Origin of the sequence: Roseinatronobacter monicus (assembly GCF_006716865.1) — a bacterium.
Classification (GTDB): Bacteria; Pseudomonadota; Alphaproteobacteria; order Rhodobacterales; family Rhodobacteraceae; genus Roseinatronobacter; species Roseinatronobacter monicus.
On the sequence record NZ_VFPT01000001.1, the window covers coordinates 3592454 to 3614391 of the forward strand.

Consider the following 21938-nt stretch of genomic DNA (forward strand, 5'->3'; position numbering starts at 1 on the left):
CAGCGCGACGCAGGTTTTTTCGCAGCCCAACGGACCAATTGCGCATTTCCGGCGTTAGGTGTTCAGAGGTGCCCATGTCCAAAAGCAATGATGACCCAAGCCTGAGCGAAATTCTCGATACGCTCGAAGATGCCGGAGATGCGGAGCACGTGACCATCAACCAGATCCTTGAAGGGTTTGGAGATCGTTCACTGGCCCCGATCCTGCTGGTTCCGGCGATGATTACCGCCACCCCGATTTCAGGCATTCCCGGTGTGCCCACAATCACGGGGCTGATCGTCGGATTGATCGTTGTGCAGATGTTGATGGGACGCAATACGCTGTGGGTGCCGCAGACCATTGGCAAACGCGGCATATCAAAAGACAAAATGGCGAAATCTGTCAGGGTTCTGCGCAAACCTGTGGGCTCTCAAGTTCGACAGCAAAACCGCTAAGTCATTGATATTATTCGGACGGATTGCCCGAAAATGTACTACATGAAGCAGATTAGGCAGGTTTTGGAAGGTCTAGCGCTTCAAATAACTCCAACTGTTCAGGCGATGATTTTGTTGTTCCTTCGAGCGCTGTTTCAGCGACTTGGAACTGGTGGCGATGGATTCGTGACAAGAGATCCAATGAAGCTTGTGGGCTCGCGCTGTGCCCCTTGGCTTTCAAGCGCATACGCATGACGCGGTGAAGCGTAAGAGCGAGGAAGCAGATCAACGCATGAGCGCGGATGCGATCTGGCAGCCTATGGTGGACAGGCGCGATCTCGATGTCGGATTTCAGGACGCGAAAGCCACGCTCGATATACCATAGAGCCTGCCTCTTATAACTTGACAGAGCATGATGATCCCCCCAGAATCGGATTTGAAGCGCTTCGCGCGCTCGCACGCTGGATGGGATCACGCGATGAGCGAAGTACCGTCAGTTCCAGAATTTCAGATGCTGCCGTTGGATCGACGGCAGGAGGCCATCGCACTGTTGGGGCGGATGGCGCTGCGCCAGATCCGCAGCGCGATCGAGACCAAGGAGAGCGATGATGACGTCAGAATCGATCATGGTCCCGCGCGCCCAGAGTTTACCCGAGAAAGTCTGCGGACAGCATCGCGATCGCCAAGCGATCGTTTATATTCGCCAATCAACGCTGCAGCAGGTTGAGCGCAATCAGGAATCGACACGGCTGCAATACGCTCTGGTTGACCGGGCTTTCGCACTTGGCTGGCCGCGGGAAGCGATCGTCGTGGTCGACGATGATCTGGGACGCTCGGGCGCCTCGATCGAGGGACGGCTTGGCTTTCAGCGGCTGGTAGCAGAAGTCGGACTGGGTCGTGTCGGATTGGTCCTTGGGGTCGAGATGTCACGGCTTGCGCGCTCGTGCCGGGACTGGCACCAGTTGTTGGAGATTTGCTCCCTATTCGATACATTGATTGCGGATGCCGATGGCGTTTACGACCCATCGAATTTCAACGATAGGCTCCTGTTAGGCTTAAAGGGGACAATGAGCGAGGCCGAACTGCATATTATCAAGGCAAGAATGCTGGAGGGGCGACGTGCGAAGGCCCGGCGCGGCGAACTCGCAAAGAGTTTGCCAGCGGGTTATGTAGCGCGCCCGTCGGGGGAGGTCATCTTCGAACCTGATGAACAGGCCCAGGGCGTCATCCGTCTTATCTTTGATTTGTTTGAGCGGCTGCGGTCGGTTGGAGGTGTGCTGCGGTATCTGAACGAGCACAATATACAGATGCCGATACGCAGGAAAGATGGCCCGACCAAGGGTGATCTTGAGTGGCGCCGCCCAAGCCGAGCCACGCTGCATAACCTGTTCAACAATCCTATTTATGCCGGTGTGTATGCCTGGGGTGCGCGGCCCGTCGACAGGCGGCGCCAGAAGCCGGGGCGTCCTGGAACCGGGCGCTGCGTGAAGGCGCCGGACAATGTCGAGGTGTTTCTGCCAGACCGGTTGCCGGCCTATATCAGCTTGGAGCAATTCGAGAGCATCCAAGCGCAGATTAGGGCCAACCTGCCGAGCGCGCAGGGGCCGGTCCGGGCTGGAAGCGCTTTGCTATCGGGCATGGTGATTTGTGGCGCGTGCGGCTTGAGGATGCAGCCAACCTATAACAACAATGGTCAAGTCGCGCGCTACATCTGCAATGGCATGCACATGGCCTACGCAGAACCAATCTGTCAGTCGCTTAAAGCGGCCCCGGTTGATGAGGCTGTGTCGCGCGCTATCCTGCGATCGCTGGAACCAGCCGCGCTCGAGATCAGTCTTGCGGTCGCCAGCGACCTTGAAGCGGAACGCAAATCTCTCGATCGTCAATGGCAGCAGCGTCTTGAGCGCGCCCAATTCGAGGTTGATCGCGCCCGGCGGAGTTATGCCAGCGTCGAGCCAGAGAACCGACTGGTTGCGCGTAGTCTCGAGAAGAGTTGGGAAGAGGCGCTGGCGAGCCAAGCGCGCCTCATGGTTGATTATGACCGCTTCCAGCGCGAACGTCTGCAAGCACCGAGCCGCACTGAACTGGAGGCGATCCGTACCCTTACCCAAGATCTCCCCGCGCTTTGGCAGGCGGCAACAACCACACAAAGAGAACGACAGGAAATTGTACGGCTGCTGCTCGAAAGGGTTATCATCAAGATGGTTGATGACACCGAGCATGTGGAGGTCACGTGTCATTGGCATGGCGGCAATCAAACGATGCACAAGGTGATCCGTCCTGTCGCGCGGATCACCGCGCTCAGCAGCTATCCGGCACTGATTGCGCGCATGAAGGAACTCTACGAAGCTGGCCACAGTAGCCGCTGCATTGCCAATATTCTCAACGAAGAAGGCTTTGCCCCCCCCAAGCGTCGTAACACCTATACCCCCGAAATGGTCCGCCACCGCCTGGTTGCGGCGGGCATCGCCAAACCACAGCGCAAAAAACCCAGCGCCTCAGCGATGATTGTGCGCGAACCCGACGAGTGGACAATCCGAGAATTAGCCGAAGCCATCGGCATGCCTCAAGCGACCCTGTATTATTGGGTCGCCAACGGCCGCCTAAGCAGCCGCCTGGTTAAACATGACCGCAAACCGGTGAAGCTGGTGACTGCTGACGCGACAATGATCGAGGATCTTAAAGCGATCCGCGCGAGCCCGCCCCACCTGAGGCGCCTGCCGCCCCGGCAAAGCGCAGAACAACTTAAACTTATCACTTGAGAGTCGAAATGTCTGGTCGATATCAATATCGCTTAATTCCTTGTATTTCCGAACAGTTTCTTCCGGCGTTATCTCAGGAACATTGGTCAGCAGGACCAGTTTGCCGTCAAACAGGGCGGCCTGGGCGATAGCGTCCTCATCCACTGTCCAACTGAAGCGCTCGGCTTCCATGTCCACTTTGACGAAGCGGGCGAGTTCTGCGTCGGAAATGGCGCGGCCAAAGCGGCTGTAGGCGCCACGGTCGGATGCCTTCCGGCCCTTTGCAAGCTTTCCTTCATCTTGTCTATCAAGCTTTGCGACCATGGCGTTGCCCATGGCCTCCAACTCATCAATCCGCGCCTGTCGGCTTTCACCTTGCTCGAGAGCGCGCTTGGCATCATGCGCGACAATCAGGCGATGGCCTTCAAAGCTGGCCTCACACAGCCCGTCACCGTCGTTAAAATCGAAGTCCTGGAAGGTTTTGACCAAATCGCTGTAACGCCGTGCTGGCACGGCCAGAATGAATTCGAGTTTGCGCCCGCCTTGATCAGCCATCTCTGTCAGATGTTGGATATTGTCCAAGCTGAGCAGCCCCCGATCCGCCACCAGAATGATGCGCTGGATGGGGAAACGTTCCAGTACTGTCGTGAGCATGCCCTGTAGGGTCTTGGTCTCGGACACATTGCCTGGATGCACTGTGTGCATGAGCGGCAGGCCTTCAGCAGTCTGCACTACGCCCAGAACAAACTGGCGCGCAACAGCGCCTTTCTCCTTGTTCATGCCAAAGGCGCGCAGGTCATCTTCCAGCTTCCCCTCACCATGAATGCGCACAGTGGTCAGATCGTAGAAAACCATCGTCAGGTCATGATCGACAAGGGGGCGGATTTGACGGGCCAAGGCGTCCTCAACAGCCTCAGCGTTGTTCATCAGCGCGTCCATGGCGCGAAGCAAATGCTGATGGGTGACAGTCTCTGGCATCGCTGGCATCGCCACGGTCTCCAGCCAGCGCAGGCAGCCCAGCTTGCTTGTCGGGTCGCAGAGACGATTGAACACCATCGCCCGCACGAGGGCTTCGACATCAATACTGCGCTTGCCAGAGCGTAGTGCTCGGTTCAGGGCACGATCAAAGCCCAAATCTTTCCATAGCTCATGCAGTGCAAAGACATTCCCATAGGATAGCGCGGCATCAAATGTAACATTCAGCTTTGGCGGCTCTTCGCGGCCAGCCACACGTCCAGCCACACGTGTGAGGCCTCGAATGAGGGTATCCAGGGTACCGTCTTTCAATTTGTCTGCGCGGCCCAGCTTGGCAATGATGCGTGTCCGCGGCTGTCCAGCCTCGTTTCGATAAGCCTCAACGATTTGCAGGTAGCGGCGTCCGCCACTTTCGGTCACGCGAAGATACATGTGAGCAAAATTAGATAATTTAACCCAGCCTGTAAACGAATAATTGGCTAAAAAATGTACTACACAAAATCAGTCGGCGTACGTGGCTAACCCATTGAATTATCTATCGCCACATCCCCTCAAACAGCAAAATTTAACCCGCAAGTGTCGAAGTTGGGTGGGCTGGCTGGACCGGATGATGAAGCCGCGCATGGCTTGGTTGGCCAAACTGCCGTGGAATTATGTGGCCCTGCTGACCTGTCTGGCCATCGCCGTGACCACGCCCCTGATGGAGTTTTTGCCCTTTGTCATCTCAATCGCTGCGGTTGCAATCGGCGTTTTTGCGGCAGGGATACTGATGCGTGACGGGTTGGTCATGCTGATTGGCTATGCACTTACTGCGATTCTGGTCTTCGCAAGCGTGCAGGTTGCCTGACCCAGCGATGCCGGATCAGACCTGTCGGATTTGCAAAAGCAGGTTAGCCCAGCGACATGCTGACGGCGGATTCCGGCAATTCCTCATCAAAGCAGCGCTGGTAGAATTCGGCCACTGTCTGGCGTTCCAGCTCGTCGCATTTGTTCAGGAAAGACAGCCGGAACGCATAGCCGACCGAGCGGAAAATGCGCGCATTCTCGGCCCAATTGATGACAGTCCGGGGTGACATGACGGTGGACAGATCGCCATTCATAAAGGCTGTGCGCGTCATATCCGCGACGGTGACCATCTGGCTGATCTCTTGCCGCCCTTTGGCCGTGTTATAGGCGGGGCTTTTGGACAGCACGATGGCGGTTTCCGCGTCATGGCTCAGGTAATTCAGGGTAGCCACCAGCGACCAGCGGTCCATCTGCGCCTGATTGATCTGTTGCACGCCGTGATACAGACCCGTTGTATCGCCAAGGCCCACCGTGTTGGCCGTTGCGAACAGCCGGAAAGACGGGTGCGGGGTGATGATTTCGTTCTGGTCCAGCAGGGTCAGCTTGCCATCATGTTCCAGCACGCGCTGGATGACGAACATCACGTCCGGGCGGCCCGCATCATATTCGTCAAACACAATTGCCACAGGGTTGCGCAGCGCCCAAGGCAGGATGCCTTCCTGAAACTCGGTCACTTGCGCGCCGTCGCGCAGCTTGATCGCATCCTTGCCGATCATGTCAATCCGCGAGATATGGCTGTCGAGGTTCACCCGCACCGCAGGCCAGTTCAACCGCGCGGCCACCTGTTCGATATGGGTGGATTTGCCTGTGCCGTGATATCCCTGAATCATCACCCGCCGATTATAGGCAAAGCCTGCCAGAATCGCGAGGGTGGTGTCGGGGTCAAACTTGTAGGTTGGGTCAAGGGCCGGCACGCGGTCGGTCGCTTCGGCGAATGCCTTTACCTTCATGTCCGAGTCTACCCCGAACACATCGCGGACCGAAATTTCTTCGGTTGGCTTTTCCGATGCCGTCATGCTGTCACGTCCCGCCTGAATTTATGTCCTTACGCCCTGTCGGGCCTCTCGGTGCCAGATGTGAAACATATCCCGCGCAGGTGCAAGGGGAAGGGGTTATTTGGCGGCAACGATCAGAGATTTCAGGCCGTGAAAATGGTAAATATCGGCATAAATCGGGGGCTGCACCAGTTTCAAACCGGGCAGGCGCGACACAAGCGCGCGCAGGGCATGCACCAGTTCCAGCCGTGCGAGCGGCGCGCCAAGGCAGAAATGCAGCCCCGCGCCAAAGGCCAGATTCGCCTTTGCGCTGCGGTTGGGATCGAATTTGGCGGGCGCGTCCCAATGCTTCGGGCAGCGGTTGGCAGCCCCCAGCAGGCAGGCAATTTGCGTGCCTTTGGGAAGGGTGCGACCCACCACCTCGATATCTTCATAGGCCCAGCGGGTGAACAGATGCAGCGGCGGATCGAAGCGCAAAGTTTCCTCTATCAGCGCATCTGAAATGGGGGTCTGCCCGTAATGACCGGTCTGCAACAGGGTCTTGGTGGCGTTGCCGATGCTGTGGACTGTCGCCTCATGCCCCGCATTCAGCAGCAGAATGCAGGTCGAGATCATCTCATCCGTGGTCAGGCGGTCGCCCTCTTGCTCGACCGCGATCAGATGGGTTATCAGATCATCGCGCGGGGTTTGGCGGCGTGCCGCAATATAGCTGCGCATGAAATCGACAAATTCCGTGGTGGCCGCAATGGCGCGGTCCTCATCCGCACGGCTGCGGCCTGCCTGATACATGCCGACCATCGCATTGGACCAGCGCAGCAGGTCGGGGGCCAGTGTTTCCGGCACGCCCAGCAAGCGCGCGATAATCGTGACGGGCAAGGGCTGGGCGAACTGGGTCAGCAGATCAAACGGGCCATCGGGCAACGTGTTGATCAATTCATGCGACAGCGCTTCTATCTCGGGGCCAAGTGCCGCGATCCGACGCGAAGTGAAAGCGCGCAGAACAAGGCTGCGCAACCGCGTGTGGCGCGGCGGCTCCAACTCGAGCATGGAATGCGCCTCGACTGCATAGAAGGGGGCCAGATGCGCGGGTATTTCTGGCGGGTCCAGCGGCATACGCCCGAACCGACGGTCGCGCAGAATGGCGTTCGCGGCGGCAAAGCTGACAGCACAAGGCAGGTTGTAATCCTGCCAGTATATCAGCGGCCCCAGCGCGCGCATTCGGTCATAGGCGGGATAAGGGTCTTGCACAAAACCCGCATCCAGCGGGTCTTGTGCGAAGACGGGCAATTCCAATGCCATGCTGTTCAGGCCTTTGACACAGCGTCCAATATCCGCGCCCAGGACCGGATGCCGCGATGAAAGCTGTCCAGATCATATTTTTCATTTGGCGAGTGGATCTGGTCATCATCCTTGGCAAAGCCGATCAGCATGGAATCCATGCCAAGGATGGATTTGAAATATCCCGCAATCGGGATCGACCCGCCCGCGCCGACAAAGGCCGCAGGTTTGGGCCACTCATCCGTCAAGGCCGCGCGCGCCGCCTCGAATGCCGGATGCGAGGTTTCCATCACGGACGCGGGCGAGGCACCGTGGTCGTGAAATTCAACGCGGCAATCGGCGGGCACACGCGCCCGCACAAATTCGCGGAACGCTTTGCGCAGTTTGTGGGGGTCTTGTTGCCCGACCAGCCGGAAGCTGACCTTGGCCGATGCCTGTGCGGGCAACACTGTCTTGAACCCGGCACCTGTATAGCCCGAAATCATGCCGTTGATTTCGCAGGTCGGGCGCGCCCAGATCATTTCCAGCGCGGTGCGGCCCTTTTCGCCCGCAGGCACGCTTAGGCCGACACGGCCAAGGAAATCGTCGGCATCAAAGCCCAACCCATCCCATTGCGCGCGCAGCTCGTCCGGGATTTCGGGCACATCGTCGTAGAAACCCGGCACTGTTACGCCGCCCTGATCGTCATGCAGATCGGCCAGAATGCGGGTTAGAACGCGCGCGGGGTTCATCGCCGCACCACCGAAGCTGCCTGAATGCAGGTCGCGCGCAGGGCCGTGGATGGTGATTTCCTCGCCCAGCAGCCCGCGCAGCATTGTGGTGATGCCGGGGGTCTGCGCGTCAAACAGGCCCGTATCGCAGATCAGGGCCAGATCAGCGCGCAACGCGTCACGATTGGCTTCGAGATAGGGCACCAAGGACGGCGAGCCGCTTTCCTCTTCGCCCTCCAGACAGAAGGTCAGTTTCACTGGCAGGCTGCCATGCACGGCCAACCATGCGCGGCACGCCTCGACAAAGGTCATGAGCTGGCCCTTGTCATCGGATGCGCCGCGCGCGCGGATCACGCGGCCCTTAGGTGTGTCCTGAATCTGCGGATCAAACGGGTCTGATTCCCACAAATCCAGTGGGTCCACGGGTTGCACGTCATAGTGACCATAGAACAGCAGATGCGGCCCTTCTGCTGCGCCGCCCTGTGCAACCACCATCGGGTGGCCGCTGGTCGCATCCTTGCGGGCAGAAAAGCCCAACGCGTTCAGTTCCGCCACCAGCCAGTCCGCGGCCTTGTCCACATCGCCTGTATGCGCGGGGTCTGTCGAAATGGAAGGGATGCGCAGCAGGGCAGAAAGACGCTCCAGCGCCTGCGGCAGATCCCGATCTATCTGGTCCAGCACTGGGGTGATGGTTGCGGTCATGATATCGCTCCGGTTATAGGGATTTGGTGCAGAGCGTATCAGAGCGCTTGGGGCTGTCCAGCCCTGTCGCTTTTACGTACTGCGGGTGCTGAACGGCAAATGCCTTATGGGAGTGAGATGTATGCGACTTAAGAGTATCGGATTGGCAGCAGGACTGACGCTTGCAACCGTCGGCCACGCGTTCGCACAACAGGCTGCGGCAGAGCTTTATCAGCTCGATGGGGTGGAAATAAGCGTCATGACACATGCGTTCCTGTCGGACGAAGAGATGATGACCCTGCGCCTTGTCGGGCAGAATCGTGACGCGCTGGCGTTGTTCGTTCCCGAGGGGCAGGGCTATGCCGCATTGGCCATCGCACCGGACGAGGGATTCGTGCGCGAGGGTGTTCCCGTTGATTCGGCCATTGCCATGTCGGGCATGCAAGATATCGATTCCGCGCGCGCCTCGGCGCTAGAGGCTTGCGATGCTGCGCGCCAAACCGCACAGGATTGCGTGATCGCGCTTGAAGTGACGCCGCGTTAACAAACTGCCCAATAAAGATGCGACGAAGGGCCACGGAGCTTGGGCTTTGTCTGCCAGGCCAGTTTGATTTATGTCATGGTCCGTCGGGAAAGGCGAAAGTAGTTGTTGCGTGTGGGGCCGAAAAGCTTTGCAATTCGTCGATGGATCGATAGAAACGAATATGTACCCAGCTGATCTGCGAGGGAGAGGGTTTTGACTTATACTGCTGCGCTCGACACGGCCTTGAACCGATTGCACGAAGAAGGCCGCTACCGCACCTTCATTGATATCGAGCGTCGCAAAGACTATTTCCCCAAGGCCGTATGGACGCGCCCTGATGGAACGAAGCAGGATATCGTGGTCTGGTGTGGCAATGATTATCTGGGCATGGGGCAACAGCCTGTCGTGCTGGCCGCGATGCACGAAGCGTTGGAAGCGACCGGCGCCGGCTCTGGCGGAACGCGCAATATTTCCGGCACAACTGTGTATCACAAGCGGCTGGAAGCCTCGGTCGCGGATTTGCATGGCAAGGAAGCGGCGCTTCTGTTCACCTCTGCCTATATCGCCAATGATGCCACGCTCTCGACCCTGCCGAAGCTGTTTCCGGGGCTGATCATCTATTCCGACGCGCTGAACCACGCATCTATGATCGAAGGTGTGCGTCGCAATGGCGGGGCCAAACGGATTTTCCGGCATAACGATGTCGCGCATCTGCGCGAGCTGATGGCCGCGGATGACCCTGCCGCGCCGAAGTTGATCGCGTTCGAATCCATCTATTCGATGGATGGCGATTTCGGGCCGATCAAGGACATCTGCGATGCGGCCGATGAATTTGGCGCGCTGACCTATATCGACGAAGTGCATGCCGTGGGCATGTATGGCCCGCGCGGCGCTGGCGTGGCAGAGCGTGACGGGCTGATGCACCGGATCGACATCATCAACGGAACATTGGCCAAGGCTTACGGCGTGATGGGCGGCTATATCGCGGCCTCTGCCAAGATGTGCGACGCGATCCGCTCTTATGCGCCGGGGTTCATCTTCACGACATCGCTGCCGCCTGCGGTCGCGGCTGGTGCAGCGGCATCTGTCGAGATGCTGAAAACCGCCCAGCACCTGCGCGACAAGCAGCAAGACCATGCGCGCATTCTGAAAATGCGCCTGCGCGGGCTTGGTTTGCCGATCATTGACCACGGCAGCCACATCGTTCCGGTGCATGTCGGCGACCCGGTTCATTGCAAGGCGATTTCGGATATGCTGCTTGAACGGCATGGGATTTATGTACAGCCAATCAACTTTCCCACTGTCCCACGCGGGACCGAGCGGCTGCGTTTCACCCCCTCGCCAGTGCACAATCCGGGGATGATTGACGACCTTGTGCGCGCTATGGATGGGCTTTGGGCGCATTGTGCGCTAAATCGCGCCGAAATTTCCGCCTGACTTTCAATAAAGCTTCAAATCGCCGTGAAAATCTATATGCTTGATGCAGTGGTGACGCGGATTCAAAAGCTGCGCGCCGCTGTATGGTGAGTGCAGGTGAAACCTTAGGCGGTCAAGGGGCGGGTAATGAAATGGTTTGGAACTAAACCAACATCAGAAGACGTGGACACGTCTAATTCAGCAGCAATCGGTTTCGACGATTTTGAAGTTCGTCTGGGCGATTTGATGCGCGGTGAACGCGCGACGCTGGGTAAATCTTTGTTGGACGTGCAGCGCGAGCTGCACATACGCGCGACATATATCGCGGCCATCGAATCAGGCGACCTGTCTGCGTTCGAGGCGGCGAGCTTCGTTGCGGGCTATGTTCGGTCATATGCGCGCTACCTTGGGATGGACCCTGACTGGTCCTATGCAAAATTCTGTGCCGAAACGGGGTTTGCAATTTCGCCCGATTTGCAGCGCAGCACCTCAAGCACGCCGCGGATCAGTTCGCAGGCAGCAAATCGTGATTTTTCACAAGGTTTGCTGTCCAGAACAAAAATGGCGTCAGAGCCGGACCCCTTCTGGCAGCGGCTTGATCCGGTTGCGCTTGGATCAATCACTGTCATGATTCTGCTGATCGTGGGGCTTGGTTTTGGCGGCTGGACCGTCTTGCGCGAAGTGCAGCGCGTCAATCTTGCGCCTGCGGATCAATCGCCCACAGTGCTGTCAGACCTTGACCCGATTTCGTCAGGTGCCGCGCCCAGAATGGCAAACTCCGAAGAACCGGCTTTGCGCATCAGCGCGCCGGAGAATGTCAGCACGGCCAATGCACAAGGCGTCGTGCGCAATTATCGCCCCGAAGCGCTGGAAACACCGGTGGTGGTTTCGCGGGACGGGCCGATTGCCGCGATCAACCCGCGCGAGATCGACATAGAGTCCGAGGATACCGGCTTCCGGTCCGCCATTGATTTGGCCTTGGCAGAAGCAGAAAGCGGGCGCCTTTCCAGTGAGGATGTGCGTGTCACCCGTGACGGCCCGCCAGAAGTTGAAGTTCTGGCTGTGAGGCCAAGCTGGATCAGGGTGCGCGCCGCAGATGGGACTGTCTTGTTCGAGAAAGTTCTGGACGCAGGCGAGCGGTTCAAGGTGCCCCAATCCGAAAGCCCGGCCACCTTGCGCGCAGGCAATTCAGGCTCGGTCTATATGATCGTCGATGGTCAGCCCTTTGGCCCAACTGCGCCGGGTGCGCAGGTTGTGGACCAGATAGCCCTGTCGCCAGAATCTGTTACGGAACGCTTCACGCTTGCCGATCTGAGCGACGATCAGGCGCTGCGCGAATTCGTGAATGTTGCCGAGGTCGAGAATTAAGGGCGCTGGCCAGTTTTTCCACACACACAACACCCCTGCACATAGCGCGCGTCATGACTGAAATCAGCATGGCGCGTTTCTTATGGGCCCCGTGTATTCAGGCAAGGGATTTGACGCGCAGGCCCGCCGCCCATTGCCGCAGTGTCTGGATTGGCCTACATTCCACACAACAGACATAAGGGATCATTCGCTGATGGATCATAATCACATCCGCCCTTGGCGTAATATTGCGCGGCGCAAGTCACGCCAGATCATGGTCGGGTCAGTGCCTGTCGGGGGGGATGCGCCGATCACGGTGCAAACCATGACCAACACCGACTCGGGCGATGCGTCCGCAACGATCAAGCAAATTCTGGACTGTGTCGAGGCGGGCGCGGATATCGTGCGTGTTTCGGTGCCCGATACCGATGCCAGCCGCGCCCTGCGCGAGATTTGCCGCGAAAGCCCTGTGCCCATCGTGGCCGATATTCACTTTCACTACAAACGCGCCATCGAATCCGCCGAGGCGGGCGCTGCCTGTCTGCGCATCAATCCCGGCAATATTGGCGATGCGACCCGCGTGCGCGAGGTGATCAAGGCCGCGCGCGATCATGGGTGTTCCATTCGTATTGGGGTGAACGCCGGGTCGCTGGAGCGGCACCTGCTGGAGAAATACGGCGAACCCTGCCCTGATGCGATGATCGAGAGCGGGTTGGACCATATCCGCATCCTGCAAGACAATGATTTCCACGAGTTCAAGATCAGCGTGAAAGCGTCTGACGTGTTCCTTGCCTCTGCCGCCTATATGGGTCTGGCCGAGGCGACCGACGCCCCTATCCATTTGGGCATTACCGAAGCAGGGGGCATGACTTCGGGGACTGTGAAATCCGCCATCGGCTTGGGCAACCTGCTGTGGATGGGGATTGGCGACACGATCCGCGTGTCGCTGTCCGCCGATCCGGTCGAGGAAGTGAAAATCGGCTATGAAATCCTGAAATCACTCGGGCTGCGCCATCGGGGGGTGAATATCATTTCCTGCCCGTCCTGCGCGCGTCAGGGTTTTGATGTGATCAAGACCGTCACAATGCTGGAAGAGCGGCTGGCCCATATCAAGACCCCGATGAGCCTGTCGATCATTGGCTGTGTGGTCAACGGGCCGGGCGAGGCGCTGATGACAGATGTCGGCTTCACTGGCGGTGGTGCTGGGTCGGGCATGGTCTATCTGGCGGGCAAGCAAAGCCACAAACTCAGCAACGAGCAGATGGTCGAGCATATTGTCGAACAGGTGGAAAAGCGCGCCGCCGAGATTGACGCTGTGCCGGATCAGGCCGCCGAATAAGGCGATGTGCCGGGACAGGCCCGGCGCACCGCTTACTTTGCCCCGCCAATTTCCGCGAGCAGTTGCGCATTTCCGCCCGATGCCGTGGTATCAATGCACAGATGGCGTTCCAGAAACACATGCCCCGCATCTGGCATATCTGCGATCAGCGGCAGGATTGGCCCTTTGCGTTGCGCCAGCGCTTTCTCTATCGCGCGCGCCTGATCTTCATGCCCCCAGAACAGCACCCCTGAAAACCCGCTTATCCTGTCCAACCCGTCGGGGATACCGTCGAGCGTGACCGCCACACCGCCAAGCGCCTGCACCGCTTTCGCCTGCGCCTTCGCGGTGTCTTTCCCCGGCCCCAGACACAGGATCGGCGCGCGTGCGGCAAAGCGCAGGCGGTTCGACTCTCCCGTTGGGCCGGGCAATTCCTGCACTGGCGGCAGGGACGGGCGGTGTGCCGTGGCAAGCGCCTTGCGCACATCTGGCGTAGCAGCAACGCCGGCGCGGTCTGTCGCGCGCTGCGCCCTTTGTTGGGTGAATCGTGTCAGGTAATGCGGCCCGCCTGCCTTTGGCCCTGTGCCGGACAGCCCTTCGCCCCCAAATGGCTGGCTGCCGACAATCGCGCCGATTTGGTTGCGGTTGACATAGGTGTTGCCCGCTGTAATCCGCTCGACCACATGCTGCACACGGCTGTCGATGCGGGTATGCAGGCCAAAGGTCAGGCCATAGCCGGTGGCATTCACATCCGCGATCACATGGTCCAGATCAGCCGCCTTGAAGGTCGCCAGATGCAGCACAGGGCCAAAGACCTCGCGCTCCAGCGCCTTGATGCCAGAGACGGACACGACGACGGGCGGGACAAAGAACCCAGCGTCAGGTGCCGCCAGTTCATGCAGCACGCGCCCTTGCGTGCGCGCTGTTTCGACATAGGCCGAAATCTGCTCGCGTGCATCAGGGTCGATGACAGGGCCAACATCGGTAGACAGCGCCCACGGATCGCCAAGGCGCAATTCATCCATTGCGCCGAACAGCATGGCGCGAAACTCTTCTGCGATATCTTCCTGCACATAGAGGCACCGCAGCGCTGAACAGCGCTGGCCTGCCGATTGAAAGCTGGAAGCAAGCACATCGCGTACCGCTTGTTCCGGCAGGGCTGTACTGTCGACGATCATGGCATTCAACCCGCCCGTTTCCGCGATCAGCGGCGCGCCGGGGGCAAGGTGGTTTGCCATCGCGCGGCGGATCACAAGTGCCGTTTCGGTCGATCCGGTAAAGGCGACACCGTTTACCTGCGCATCTGATGTCAGAGCCGCGCCCACGGTTGCGCCATCGCCGGGCAGCAGTTGCAACACATCGCGCGGCACACCAGCTTCATGCAAAAGCTGTGCCGCCAGATATGCGACAAGGGGCGTTTGCTCCGCAGGTTTGGCAAGCACCCCGTTGCCCGCGGCCAAAGCCCCGGCAATCTGGCCCGTGAAAATGGCCAAAGGGAAATTCCAAGGGCTTATGCAGGCAAAGACACCGCGCGCGGGCGCGGTCAGCCCTTGGGCCTGAAGCGCGTAATAGCGCAGGAAATCCACCGCCTCGCGCAACTCGCCCACGGCGTCGAGTTGGCTTTTGCCCGCTTCACGCGCCAGAATGGCGAAGAACTGGCCGAAATGCTGCTCATATAGGTCTGCGGCACGGTTCAGAACCTGCGCACGCAAGGCAACATCGGCAGTCCACGGCTTCGCGGCGGCAAGGGCCGCTTCGACATCTTCAGCGGCGCAAACGGTTACTGTGCCGACCAGATCGGCGGGGTCAGCCGGGTTGTGCGCTTTGTAAGGGGTAGCGCCTGTTACCGTGACCGCGATCAGGGGGCTGGCCTCGAAGCACGTGGTGCGGAAGGGCGCGCGCGCCGCTTCAATCGCGTCAAGGTCGCGCTGGTCGGTCACATCCCATCCGCGCGCATTGCGCCGCGCGGCGCCGAACAATTCTGGCCCGGTGGCAATTTTCGGGTTCACCCCGACGGGCAGTTTCTCAAGCTCTGCAAACGGGCAGGCCGCAACCACAGAGGGCGACACATCTTCATCCACGATCTGGTTGACGAAAGATGAATTTGCCCCGTTCTCCAGCAAGCGCCGCACCAGATAGGCCAGCAAATCCTTGTGCGCGCCCACTGGCGCATAAATACGGCAGCGCGTGCCTTGCTGGGTCAGCACCAAATCATGCAGCTTTTCGCCCATGCCATGCAGGCGCTGAAACTCGTAATCCAGTGCGCTGACGCCCATCTCATCGGCCATATGCATAACGGCGGCGACTGTGTGGGCGTTGTGGGTGGCGAATTGCGGATAAATCCGCGCGTGCATCCCCAGCAACTTCCGCGCACAGGCGATGTAATTGACATCGGTGGCCTGTTTCTGGGTCAGGACGGGAAACCCCTCTAGCCCAAAAACCTGCGCGCGCTTGATTTCCGTGTCCCAATAAGCGCCTTTGACCAGTCGCACCATCAGCTTGCGGTCCAGCCGTTCGGCCTGTGCGTGCAGCCAGTCGATTGTGTCGCCCGCGCGCGGGCCATACGCTTGTACCACGACGCCGAAGCCATCCCACCCTTCCAGTGCGGGGTCGGCCAGGACGGCACCAATCACGTCGAGTGACAGGGCAAGGCGGTCGGCCTCCTCTGCGTCAATGTTGAAGCCCAGCCCCAAGGCAGCGGCTACCCGCGCCAATTCGCGCACACGCGGCACCAGTTCGGCCATGACACGGTCGGATTGCGCCAACTCGTAACGCGGATGCAGCGCCGACAGCTTGACCGAAATGCCCGGATTGGTGCGGATGTCATTGCCACTGGCGCGCGCGCCGATGGCACGGATCGCGGCGGCATAGGCGGTCTGATAGCGCTTGGCATCGGCCATCGTGCGCGCCGCTTCGCCCAGCATGTCATAGGAATAAGAGTAGCCCCGGCTTTCCAATTGCTTGGCGCGTGTCATGGCCTTGTCGATTGTCTCGCCCAGAACGAATTGACGGCCCATTTCCTTCATCGCGCGCCCGACAGCGGTGCGAATGACCGGCTCGCCCATCCGCTTGACAGCGCCGCGCAGAACTTGTGCCGCAGACTTGCTGCGCTCGTCCAGCACGCGACCTGTCAGCATCAGCGCCCAAGTCGAGGCATTGACCAGACTGGACGACGACTTGCCCAAATGCCGCCCCCAGTCCGAGGGCGCGATCTTGTCTTCGATCAAATCGTCTATCGTCGCGGCATCGGGCACGCGCAACAATGCCTCTGCCAGACACATCAGCGCTATGCCTTCTTCAGTGGACAGGCCATATTCGGCCAGAAACACCTCCATCAACCCCGGAGAATCGCTGGAACGGATGTCTTGAACCAGTTTGGTCGCCGCTTGGGTGATGCTTTCGCGCGCAGTGTCATCCAGAGCGGCGATGCGTGTCGCATGTGCAATTTCCTGCGCCTCATCGCGCAACAGGTGGTGTGTGATACCGGCGGGCAGCGTGGATTTTGCTTCATGCAACATGTCAAAAACTTTCACAGGACGATACCCCGATGATCGCATAGATTTCTGTTGCTTTCAGACTTAATTGTTGCTTATGTCAGGACATAAGTCTTCATAAAGCGGATATTACAGGCAAATGAACCAAATAAAGCTGGACAGCTTCGATCATGCCATTCTCAGGCATTTGGCGGTGCATGGCCGCATGAGTGTGACCGAGCTTGCGGGCCATATCGGGCTGACCAAATCCCCCACCCAAGCGCGCTTGCGGCGGCTGGAGGAACATCAGGTCATCACCGGCTACCGGGCCATGATTGACCCGCAGCAGATTGACGCGGCGCATATCGCCTTTGTTGAAATCAAGCTGTCAGACACCCGCGAAATGGCGCTGCGCGCCTTTAACGAGGCGGCGCGCAAAGTGCCGGAAATCGAGGAATGTCACCTGATCGCAGGCGCGTTCGATTATCTGCTGAAAGTGCGCAGCCGGGATATCGCATCATATCGCAGGGTTCTGGCCGAACATATCTCTGCCTTGCCGCATATCACCTCTACCTCGACCCATGTGGTGATGGAAGCGGTCAAGGAAACCGGCGAGCATCCGTCATTCTAGCACCGCGTCAGCGGCGGATCGCTGTCAGAACCGGCATATGGCCTGCGCGCAAGATCAGCATACCGCTGCGGCTGATATCGAACCCGCTGGCCGCTTCAAGCGCGTCCAGAAACCGCAATTCCATGTTGCGCAGATTTGCAGGGCAGGCCAGTCGGGTGGTGCCCAGTTCCCGAAAAGCAAGCTGCCCGTTTTCGATTTCCGCGCGGCCAACATAACGGTTGCAGGTGCCGCGACCGGAAATCTGGCCATTGCCGATCTGAAGGGTCAGATCGCTGGCCGCTTGCGCATTCTCGACCAGCTTGATGCCGTGCAGGCTGAGCACATGCCAAGCGCGCCCCGACAGCAAATCCATCGGAGAGCCCGCGCAGCCCTGCGATACAGTTTCCGTCGCGTACTGGGTCAGTTCAGCCGCTATCGGATAGATCAGCCCGTTATCCGTGAGGGTGCACCGCCCCTCGGTCAGGCGCAGCGACGGTGATGTGGCGCGAATGTCGATCATCCCGTTGCGCGGCGCTGAAATGCTCAGGCCCGCACTGGACAGGGTTTCATCTTCCAGCCCCGGCAGGTCAATCAGGGCCGTGTCCAGTCCCAGCTCGATCCGCCAGTCGTTGCTTGCGGCGACAGCATCCAGTGGCAGGACCGGACGGAACAGCGCGGGGCGGCAGAGTTCCGGCTCTTGTCCCGGCAGGGTCAGTTCAGCCTGATTGCCTGAAAACCGCAATTCGGTGCCGTCTTCGGCTGTGAATGTCTGTGCGCTGTCGTTCTGTGCGACCAGTACGCCTGTTGCCGCAGGGTGCTGCAAATGCAAACCATCGGCCAGTTGTCTGACCTGTGCGACCTGCCCGTCACCGCATTCCCAATAATCGCTGAACCCGATCGCAAGGATTTCATGCAAGGCAAGCGACAGGTCGGATGCGGTGCGATCCGCAATCTGCTTAACCGCACTTTGCAAGATCACCGCCCCGTCGGATATCAGGCCCGATTGCAGCGTCTTGGCGGTGCGTGGAAGGGGTGGCAAGTCTATCTGAAGGGTGGTGCTGCCCCCTTCAACAGGTGTGCGCAGGGCAATAATCGCCTCTCCGTCTTCGTCGCGGACAAGCAGCAGGGCTTCTGCGCCATCCTCGAGTGTTGCTGTCCAGCTTAGATCAACCACCCCCTCGCGTGACAACGCGGGCAGGGCGAGGAAGATCATGGACAAGACAGCACAGGCAAGGCGCATCAAGGTCTCCATCGGTCGGTTGAGACTGGGGATATGCCATGACGCCGCCTTGCAGTAACAACAATTACGTGAGGTCAGGCGCGTTCGGAGTATTCAAACGTCTCGGTGTTGACGACGATGTCTTCATCCTGCCCGACAAAGGGTGGAACCAGAACGCGCACCCCATTGTCGAGTACCGCAGGTTTGAAGCTGTTGGCCGCAGTCTGGCCTTTGACCACTGGCTCTGTCTCGACGATCTTGCAGATCACTTTCTGGGGCAAGGCGACGTTCAGCGCTTCTTCGCCGTAATATTCGACCGTTACTGTCATGCCGTCTTGCAAGAACGGGCGGCGTTCGCCCAAAATCTCGGCGTCCAACTCAACCTGCTCAAAGGTTTCCATGTCCATCACGACAAGCCGACCATCGGTTTCATACAGAAATTGCTGGTCTTTTTGCTCCAGCCGGACCTTTTCCACCTTGTCGTCAGAGCGGAAACGTTCGTTCAGCTTGCGGCCATCGCGCAGGTTCTTCATTTCGACCTGTGCAAATGCGCCACCCTTGCCGGGTTTGACATGGCCCACTTTAACAGCGGCCCATAGCCCCCCGTCATGTTCCAAGACGTTGCCGGGGCGGATTTCGTTACCATTAATCTTGGGCATGCTGAGACCTTGTCAAAACCTTGATGTTTTTTCGATCTTTCCTATATCGCAGGGGCAAGAGGCGCGCAAGGAAGCGTTATTCTTGCGTTTATTGAGAGCCATGCGTTAGGCGCATAGGTGCTATGCGAATTCGGTGTAGCGAATCAAGGTGCAAAAGGATATGCAGCCCTGAGCGGTGAATGCAAGAGCAAGAATAAAGGAACTTGGAATGTTTGATGCGGCGGATGGAACAGCCTTTACACATGAGCAAGGCGCACGCGCTCGCAAACTGTTTGCGGCGGTGGTACTGGCCGCGCTGGATGATGCGATTGCTGATGACAAGAAATACGGCAATGGCCCAGAGCAGATTGCCCGGTGGGCGCGCTCTCGTGATGGGCGGGAAGTGCTAAGCTGTGCCGGAATTGACCCGAATGAACGTGTGGTCGCTGGCCTGATGGAATTCGTTGGCAAAGGCGTGCGCACGTCTGTCGCGCTGTCGCGCGAAGAAAGCGAACGTCGCCACGCGGCAGCAGCGGCAGAAGCCGAAGCAGCCTAAGGCTTAGACAACCCGATCGAATGACAAGCCCCCGCACCAAACGTGCGGGGGCTTGTCATTATGCGGCTGTCTGCGCTCGTATGGCGCACCGTCGAAGCGGGGCGCAGTTACAGTGAAACACCTGCTGCTTCTGCCAGAAAATCCAACCGGTCCTGCCCCCAGAACAGCGCCTCGCCCATCACGAAAAAGGGCACGCCGAACACGCCAGCGGCGACGGCATCTTCCAGATTGCGCGGATAGATTTCGGCCCCTTGAAGCATACCGCTAAACGCCAGACCGGGGTTGAACCCCGCAGCCGTCAGACAATCGCGGATGACATCATCTTCGGCGATATTGCGATCTTCTTCCCAGCAGGCGCGCGTGAGCCCGGTCACAAGTGCGGCCATATCGCCGCCCCCTTCTTCCTGTGCTGCGATAATGGCGTAAGAGGCAGGCGCAGGGTTTGCGGGCCAGAAGGCGGGGCGCAGCTTGATCGGCATATCGAGGCGCTTTGACCAGCGGTCCAGTTCTTGCAGGCGATAGGCCTTGCGGCTGTCATGCCGGTCCGCCAGAACCTGCCCGCCTGTGCGCTGGAACAATGCGACCGGGTCAAGTGGTTTATAGCGCAGCGTGGCCCCTGCCGCCTGCGCGATTTGTGCGGGGCGTGTGCCTGCCATATGCGTCCAAGGGGAAACCGGGCTGAGATAGTAATCAATATGTGTCATTGTCTGTCCTTTGCGCCGTGTGGCAGTTTGCAAGACCGTAACGGGGTGATAAGCGGTGTCAACTTTTACGATTCCCAAAGGATGGCCCGATGATCGACCGCTCGGAACCCAAGCTGATTTCCGGAAATGCGAATGTCCCCCTAGCAAAAGCCATCGCGCGCAGGATGTCTCTGCACCGGGGCATGTCCGTTTCACTTGTCGATGCGCGGGTAGAGCGGTTCAATGACGGCGAGGTCTTTGTCGAAGTCTATGAGAATGTGCGCGGCGAGGATATGTTCATTATCCAGTCAACTTCGAAGCCAGCCAATGACCACCTGATGGAGTTGCTGATTATCGCGGATGCGCTGAAACGCTCGTCGGCGGCACGAATTACTGCTGTAATCCCCTATTTCGGATATGCGCGTCAGGATCGACGGACCAAGGCACGCACGCCGATTTCTGCCAAGCTGGTGGCCAATATGATCGCGCAGGCCGGGATCGAACGTATCCTGACGCTGGACCTGCACGCCGCCCAGATTCAGGGGTTTTTCGACATTCCGGTGGACAACCTTTACGCCGCGCCGGTGTTTGCGCTGGATGTTAAGCACCATTTCCGCGAGCGGTTGCAGGATGTCACTGTCGTGTCGCCCGATGTTGGCGGCGTGGCCCGCGCGCGTGAACTGGCCAAGCGGATCGGTTGCGCGCTGGCGATTGTGGACAAGCGGCGCGAAAAGCCGGGTGAAATTGCTGAAATGACTGTCATCGGTGATGTGAAGGGCAAAAGCTGTATCATCGTGGATGACATTTGCGATACGGCGGGCACGCTGTGCAAGGCCGCTGAAGTGCTGATTGAGGCGGGTGCCACCGAAGTGCACAGCTACATCACCCACGGTGTGCTGTCTGGTCCGGCGGTCGAGCGGATTACAAATTCGGTGATGAAGTCGCTGGTGATCACCGATTCAATCGCCCCGACAGAGGCAGTGCTGGCCGCGCCGAATATCCGCATCGTGCCGACTGCGCCGATGTTTGCCCAAGGGATACTGAACACGTGGAAAGGGACATCTGTCTCGTCCCTGTTCGATACCGAAACACTGATCCCGATCTATGAGGGGTTGTATACCGAATAAGGGTACTGGCGGCACGGTGCGGGTTTTGAAGCCTTGTGCCCGGTGCCGCCGCGTTACTCGTGGTCTTTCGACTTTGGCGTGTCGCGGCGGGCGCGGTCCGAGGGCGGCAATGAATCGAGCGAGTCGAAGTCATTGATGTCGCGGCGGGTGGCGTGCCTGCTTTTGTTCCAGCGCGACAAGCCCAGCCACACCCCAAGTCCGACCGAAGCCCAGATCAGCCCTTGCACAAAGATATGCAGCCCCGACACGAAATACGTGACCAGCGCTACCGCCGCCGCGCCAATGGCGAACCCCAGCGCGACATAGACGGCGGTCATCATTTCAACTGCCAGCAGCACAGCTGCAATCAGGCCCCAGATGATCCAGTCTGGCAGGGCAAACAGGTCCAT

The 21938-nt window shown here is 59.0% G+C and carries 19 protein-coding genes and 2 pseudogenes; 11 read left to right on the forward strand and 10 right to left on the reverse strand.

Translation table 11 applies throughout. The features are described 5' to 3' along the window. Positions 1 to 74: 74 nt before the first annotated feature. Positions 75 to 434 carry an exopolysaccharide biosynthesis protein gene (locus BD293_RS17080; RefSeq protein WP_142083853.1) on the forward strand — a complete coding sequence of 120 codons (360 nt, stop codon included), beginning with the start codon at positions 75 to 77 and terminating at the stop codon, positions 432 to 434. A 52-nt stretch (positions 435 to 486) separates the two neighbouring features. Here BD293_RS17080 and BD293_RS17085 read toward each other — a convergent pair. After that, positions 487 to 825, reverse strand: a pseudogene (locus BD293_RS17085) (IS1634 family transposase); the annotation flags it as partial. A 66-nt stretch (positions 826 to 891) separates the two neighbouring features. Here BD293_RS17085 and BD293_RS23150 point away from each other — a divergent pair. Both BD293_RS23150 and BD293_RS17090 read left to right on the forward strand, forming a co-directional pair. Then, entirely contained in the window at positions 892 to 1140 is a 249-nt protein-coding gene (locus tag BD293_RS23150) for a hypothetical protein (RefSeq protein WP_170207012.1), read from the forward strand. Beyond that, complete coding sequence (locus tag BD293_RS17090; RefSeq protein WP_246086378.1) at positions 1040 to 3175, forward strand: recombinase family protein; 2136 nt, start codon at positions 1040 to 1042, stop codon at positions 3173 to 3175. The genes BD293_RS23150 and BD293_RS17090 overlap by 101 nt, the downstream gene beginning before the upstream one ends. Here the strand turns inward: BD293_RS17090 and BD293_RS17095 are convergent. Beyond that, positions 3134 to 4561, reverse strand: a pseudogene (locus tag BD293_RS17095) (IS1634 family transposase); the annotation flags it as partial. The gene BD293_RS17090 and the pseudogene BD293_RS17095 overlap by 42 nt on opposite strands. Positions 4562 to 4643: 82 nt before the next feature. Between BD293_RS17095 and BD293_RS17100 the strand changes: the two are divergent. Then, positions 4644 to 4976, forward strand: coding sequence for an exopolysaccharide biosynthesis protein (locus BD293_RS17100; protein ID WP_281286694.1), 333 nt, complete (start codon positions 4644 to 4646; stop codon positions 4974 to 4976). A gap of 43 nt (positions 4977 to 5019) precedes the next feature. On the opposite strand, the gene cobS is transcribed toward BD293_RS17100, so the two are convergent. The 3 genes from cobS to BD293_RS17115 all read right to left on the reverse strand — a co-directional run bounded on the left by cobS (position 5020) and on the right by BD293_RS17115 (position 8660). Further along, complete coding sequence (cobS, locus tag BD293_RS17105; RefSeq protein ID WP_142083858.1) at positions 5020 to 5991, reverse strand: cobaltochelatase subunit CobS; 972 nt, start codon at positions 5989 to 5991, stop codon at positions 5020 to 5022. Between the two features lie 96 nt (positions 5992 to 6087). Continuing rightward, positions 6088 to 7269, reverse strand: a complete 1182-nt coding sequence (locus BD293_RS17110) for a cytochrome P450 (protein WP_142083860.1) — start codon at positions 7267 to 7269, stop codon at positions 6088 to 6090. Positions 7270 to 7274: 5 nt separating this feature from the next. After that, entirely contained in the window at positions 7275 to 8660 is a 1386-nt protein-coding gene (locus tag BD293_RS17115; RefSeq protein WP_142083862.1) for a dipeptidase, read from the reverse strand. 121 nt (positions 8661 to 8781) lie between these two features. On the opposite strand from BD293_RS17115, the gene BD293_RS17120 reads away from it, so the two are divergent. The 4 genes from BD293_RS17120 (at position 8782) to ispG (ending at position 13264) form a co-directional block, all read left to right on the forward strand. Continuing rightward, positions 8782 to 9183, forward strand: coding sequence for a hypothetical protein (locus tag BD293_RS17120; protein WP_142083864.1), 402 nt, complete (start codon positions 8782 to 8784; stop codon positions 9181 to 9183). A 192-nt stretch (positions 9184 to 9375) separates the two neighbouring features. Continuing rightward, a complete protein-coding gene (gene hemA, locus BD293_RS17125; RefSeq protein WP_142083867.1) occupies positions 9376 to 10599 on the forward strand; it encodes a 5-aminolevulinate synthase in 1224 nt (407 codons plus the stop codon). A 126-nt stretch (positions 10600 to 10725) separates the two neighbouring features. After that, complete coding sequence (locus BD293_RS17130) at positions 10726 to 11946, forward strand: helix-turn-helix domain-containing protein (RefSeq protein WP_142083870.1); 1221 nt, start codon at positions 10726 to 10728, stop codon at positions 11944 to 11946. A 193-nt stretch (positions 11947 to 12139) separates the two neighbouring features. Further along, positions 12140 to 13264 carry a flavodoxin-dependent (E)-4-hydroxy-3-methylbut-2-enyl-diphosphate synthase gene (gene ispG / locus BD293_RS17135; protein WP_142083873.1) on the forward strand — a complete coding sequence of 375 codons (1125 nt, stop codon included), beginning with the start codon at positions 12140 to 12142 and terminating at the stop codon, positions 13262 to 13264. Between the two features lie 32 nt (positions 13265 to 13296). Here the strand turns inward: ispG and putA are convergent, their stop codons facing one another. Beyond that, entirely contained in the window at positions 13297 to 16761 is a 3465-nt protein-coding gene (gene putA, locus BD293_RS17140; RefSeq protein ID WP_142083876.1) for a bifunctional proline dehydrogenase/L-glutamate gamma-semialdehyde dehydrogenase PutA, read from the reverse strand. A gap of 115 nt (positions 16762 to 16876) precedes the next feature. On the opposite strand from putA, the gene BD293_RS17145 reads away from it, so the two are divergent. Next, positions 16877 to 17347: an Lrp/AsnC family transcriptional regulator gene (locus BD293_RS17145; protein WP_142083878.1), complete on the forward strand. Its 471-nt coding sequence runs from the start codon at positions 16877 to 16879 to the stop codon at positions 17345 to 17347. A gap of 7 nt (positions 17348 to 17354) precedes the next feature. On the opposite strand, the gene BD293_RS17150 is transcribed toward BD293_RS17145, so the two are convergent. Beyond that, the gene (locus BD293_RS17150) at positions 17355 to 18566 is read right to left on the reverse strand and encodes an META domain-containing protein (RefSeq protein WP_170207175.1); all 1212 of its coding nucleotides are present in this window, start codon (positions 18564 to 18566) and stop codon (positions 17355 to 17357) included. 74 nt (positions 18567 to 18640) lie between these two features. Continuing rightward, a complete protein-coding gene (gene efp / locus BD293_RS17155) occupies positions 18641 to 19204 on the reverse strand; it encodes an elongation factor P (protein ID WP_142083883.1) in 564 nt (187 codons plus the stop codon). Positions 19205 to 19412: 208 nt separating this feature from the next. Between efp and BD293_RS17160 the strand changes: the two genes are divergently transcribed. Then, positions 19413 to 19739: a DUF6280 family protein gene (locus BD293_RS17160; protein WP_142083885.1), complete on the forward strand. Its 327-nt coding sequence runs from the start codon at positions 19413 to 19415 to the stop codon at positions 19737 to 19739. A 107-nt stretch (positions 19740 to 19846) separates the two neighbouring features. On the opposite strand, the gene BD293_RS17165 is transcribed toward BD293_RS17160, so the two are convergent. Next, positions 19847 to 20443: a 2-hydroxychromene-2-carboxylate isomerase gene (locus tag BD293_RS17165; protein ID WP_142083887.1), complete on the reverse strand. Its 597-nt coding sequence runs from the start codon at positions 20441 to 20443 to the stop codon at positions 19847 to 19849. An 89-nt stretch (positions 20444 to 20532) separates the two neighbouring features. On the opposite strand from BD293_RS17165, the gene BD293_RS17170 reads away from it, so the two are divergent. After that, positions 20533 to 21549 (forward strand): ribose-phosphate pyrophosphokinase, encoded by a 1017-nt coding sequence (locus BD293_RS17170; RefSeq protein ID WP_142083889.1) that lies wholly within the window; start codon positions 20533 to 20535, stop codon positions 21547 to 21549. A gap of 53 nt (positions 21550 to 21602) precedes the next feature. Here the strand turns inward: BD293_RS17170 and BD293_RS17175 are convergent, their stop codons facing one another. Then, a complete protein-coding gene (locus BD293_RS17175) occupies positions 21603 to 21938 on the reverse strand; it encodes an NfeD family protein (protein WP_142083891.1) in 336 nt (111 codons plus the stop codon).

Excerpts from the sequence above, each read along its gene's own strand:
- BD293_RS17080 (WP_142083853.1), top strand. The coding sequence starts at position 75 with ATGTCCAAAAGCAATGATGACCCAAGCCTGAGCGAAATTCTCGATACG.
- cobS (WP_142083858.1), bottom strand. The coding sequence starts at position 5,991 with ATGACGGCATCGGAAAAGCCAACCGAAGAAATTTCGGTCCGCGATGTG.
- putA (WP_142083876.1), bottom strand. The coding sequence starts at position 16,761 with ATGTTGCATGAAGCAAAATCCACGCTGCCCGCCGGTATCACACACCAC.
- ispG (WP_142083873.1), top strand. The coding sequence starts at position 12,140 with ATGGATCATAATCACATCCGCCCTTGGCGTAATATTGCGCGGCGCAAG.
- BD293_RS17175 (WP_142083891.1), bottom strand. The coding sequence starts at position 21,938 with ATGGACCTGTTTGCCCTGCCAGACTGGATCATCTGGGGCCTGATTGCA.
- BD293_RS17145 (WP_142083878.1), top strand. The coding sequence starts at position 16,877 with ATGAACCAAATAAAGCTGGACAGCTTCGATCATGCCATTCTCAGGCAT.
- BD293_RS17090 (WP_246086378.1), top strand. The coding sequence starts at position 1,040 with ATGGTCCCGCGCGCCCAGAGTTTACCCGAGAAAGTCTGCGGACAGCAT.
- BD293_RS17170 (WP_142083889.1), top strand. The coding sequence starts at position 20,533 with ATGATCGACCGCTCGGAACCCAAGCTGATTTCCGGAAATGCGAATGTC.
- BD293_RS17115 (WP_142083862.1), bottom strand. The coding sequence starts at position 8,660 with ATGACCGCAACCATCACCCCAGTGCTGGACCAGATAGATCGGGATCTG.
- BD293_RS17110 (WP_142083860.1), bottom strand. The coding sequence starts at position 7,269 with ATGGCATTGGAATTGCCCGTCTTCGCACAAGACCCGCTGGATGCGGGT.
- BD293_RS17120 (WP_142083864.1), top strand. The coding sequence starts at position 8,782 with ATGCGACTTAAGAGTATCGGATTGGCAGCAGGACTGACGCTTGCAACC.
- BD293_RS17160 (WP_142083885.1), top strand. The coding sequence starts at position 19,413 with ATGTTTGATGCGGCGGATGGAACAGCCTTTACACATGAGCAAGGCGCA.
- BD293_RS17150 (WP_170207175.1), bottom strand. The coding sequence starts at position 18,566 with ATGCGCCTTGCCTGTGCTGTCTTGTCCATGATCTTCCTCGCCCTGCCC.
- BD293_RS17165 (WP_142083887.1), bottom strand. The coding sequence starts at position 20,443 with ATGACACATATTGATTACTATCTCAGCCCGGTTTCCCCTTGGACGCAT.
- efp (WP_142083883.1), bottom strand. The coding sequence starts at position 19,204 with ATGCCCAAGATTAATGGTAACGAAATCCGCCCCGGCAACGTCTTGGAA.
- BD293_RS17130 (WP_142083870.1), top strand. The coding sequence starts at position 10,726 with ATGAAATGGTTTGGAACTAAACCAACATCAGAAGACGTGGACACGTCT.
- BD293_RS23150 (WP_170207012.1), top strand. The coding sequence starts at position 892 with ATGAGCGAAGTACCGTCAGTTCCAGAATTTCAGATGCTGCCGTTGGAT.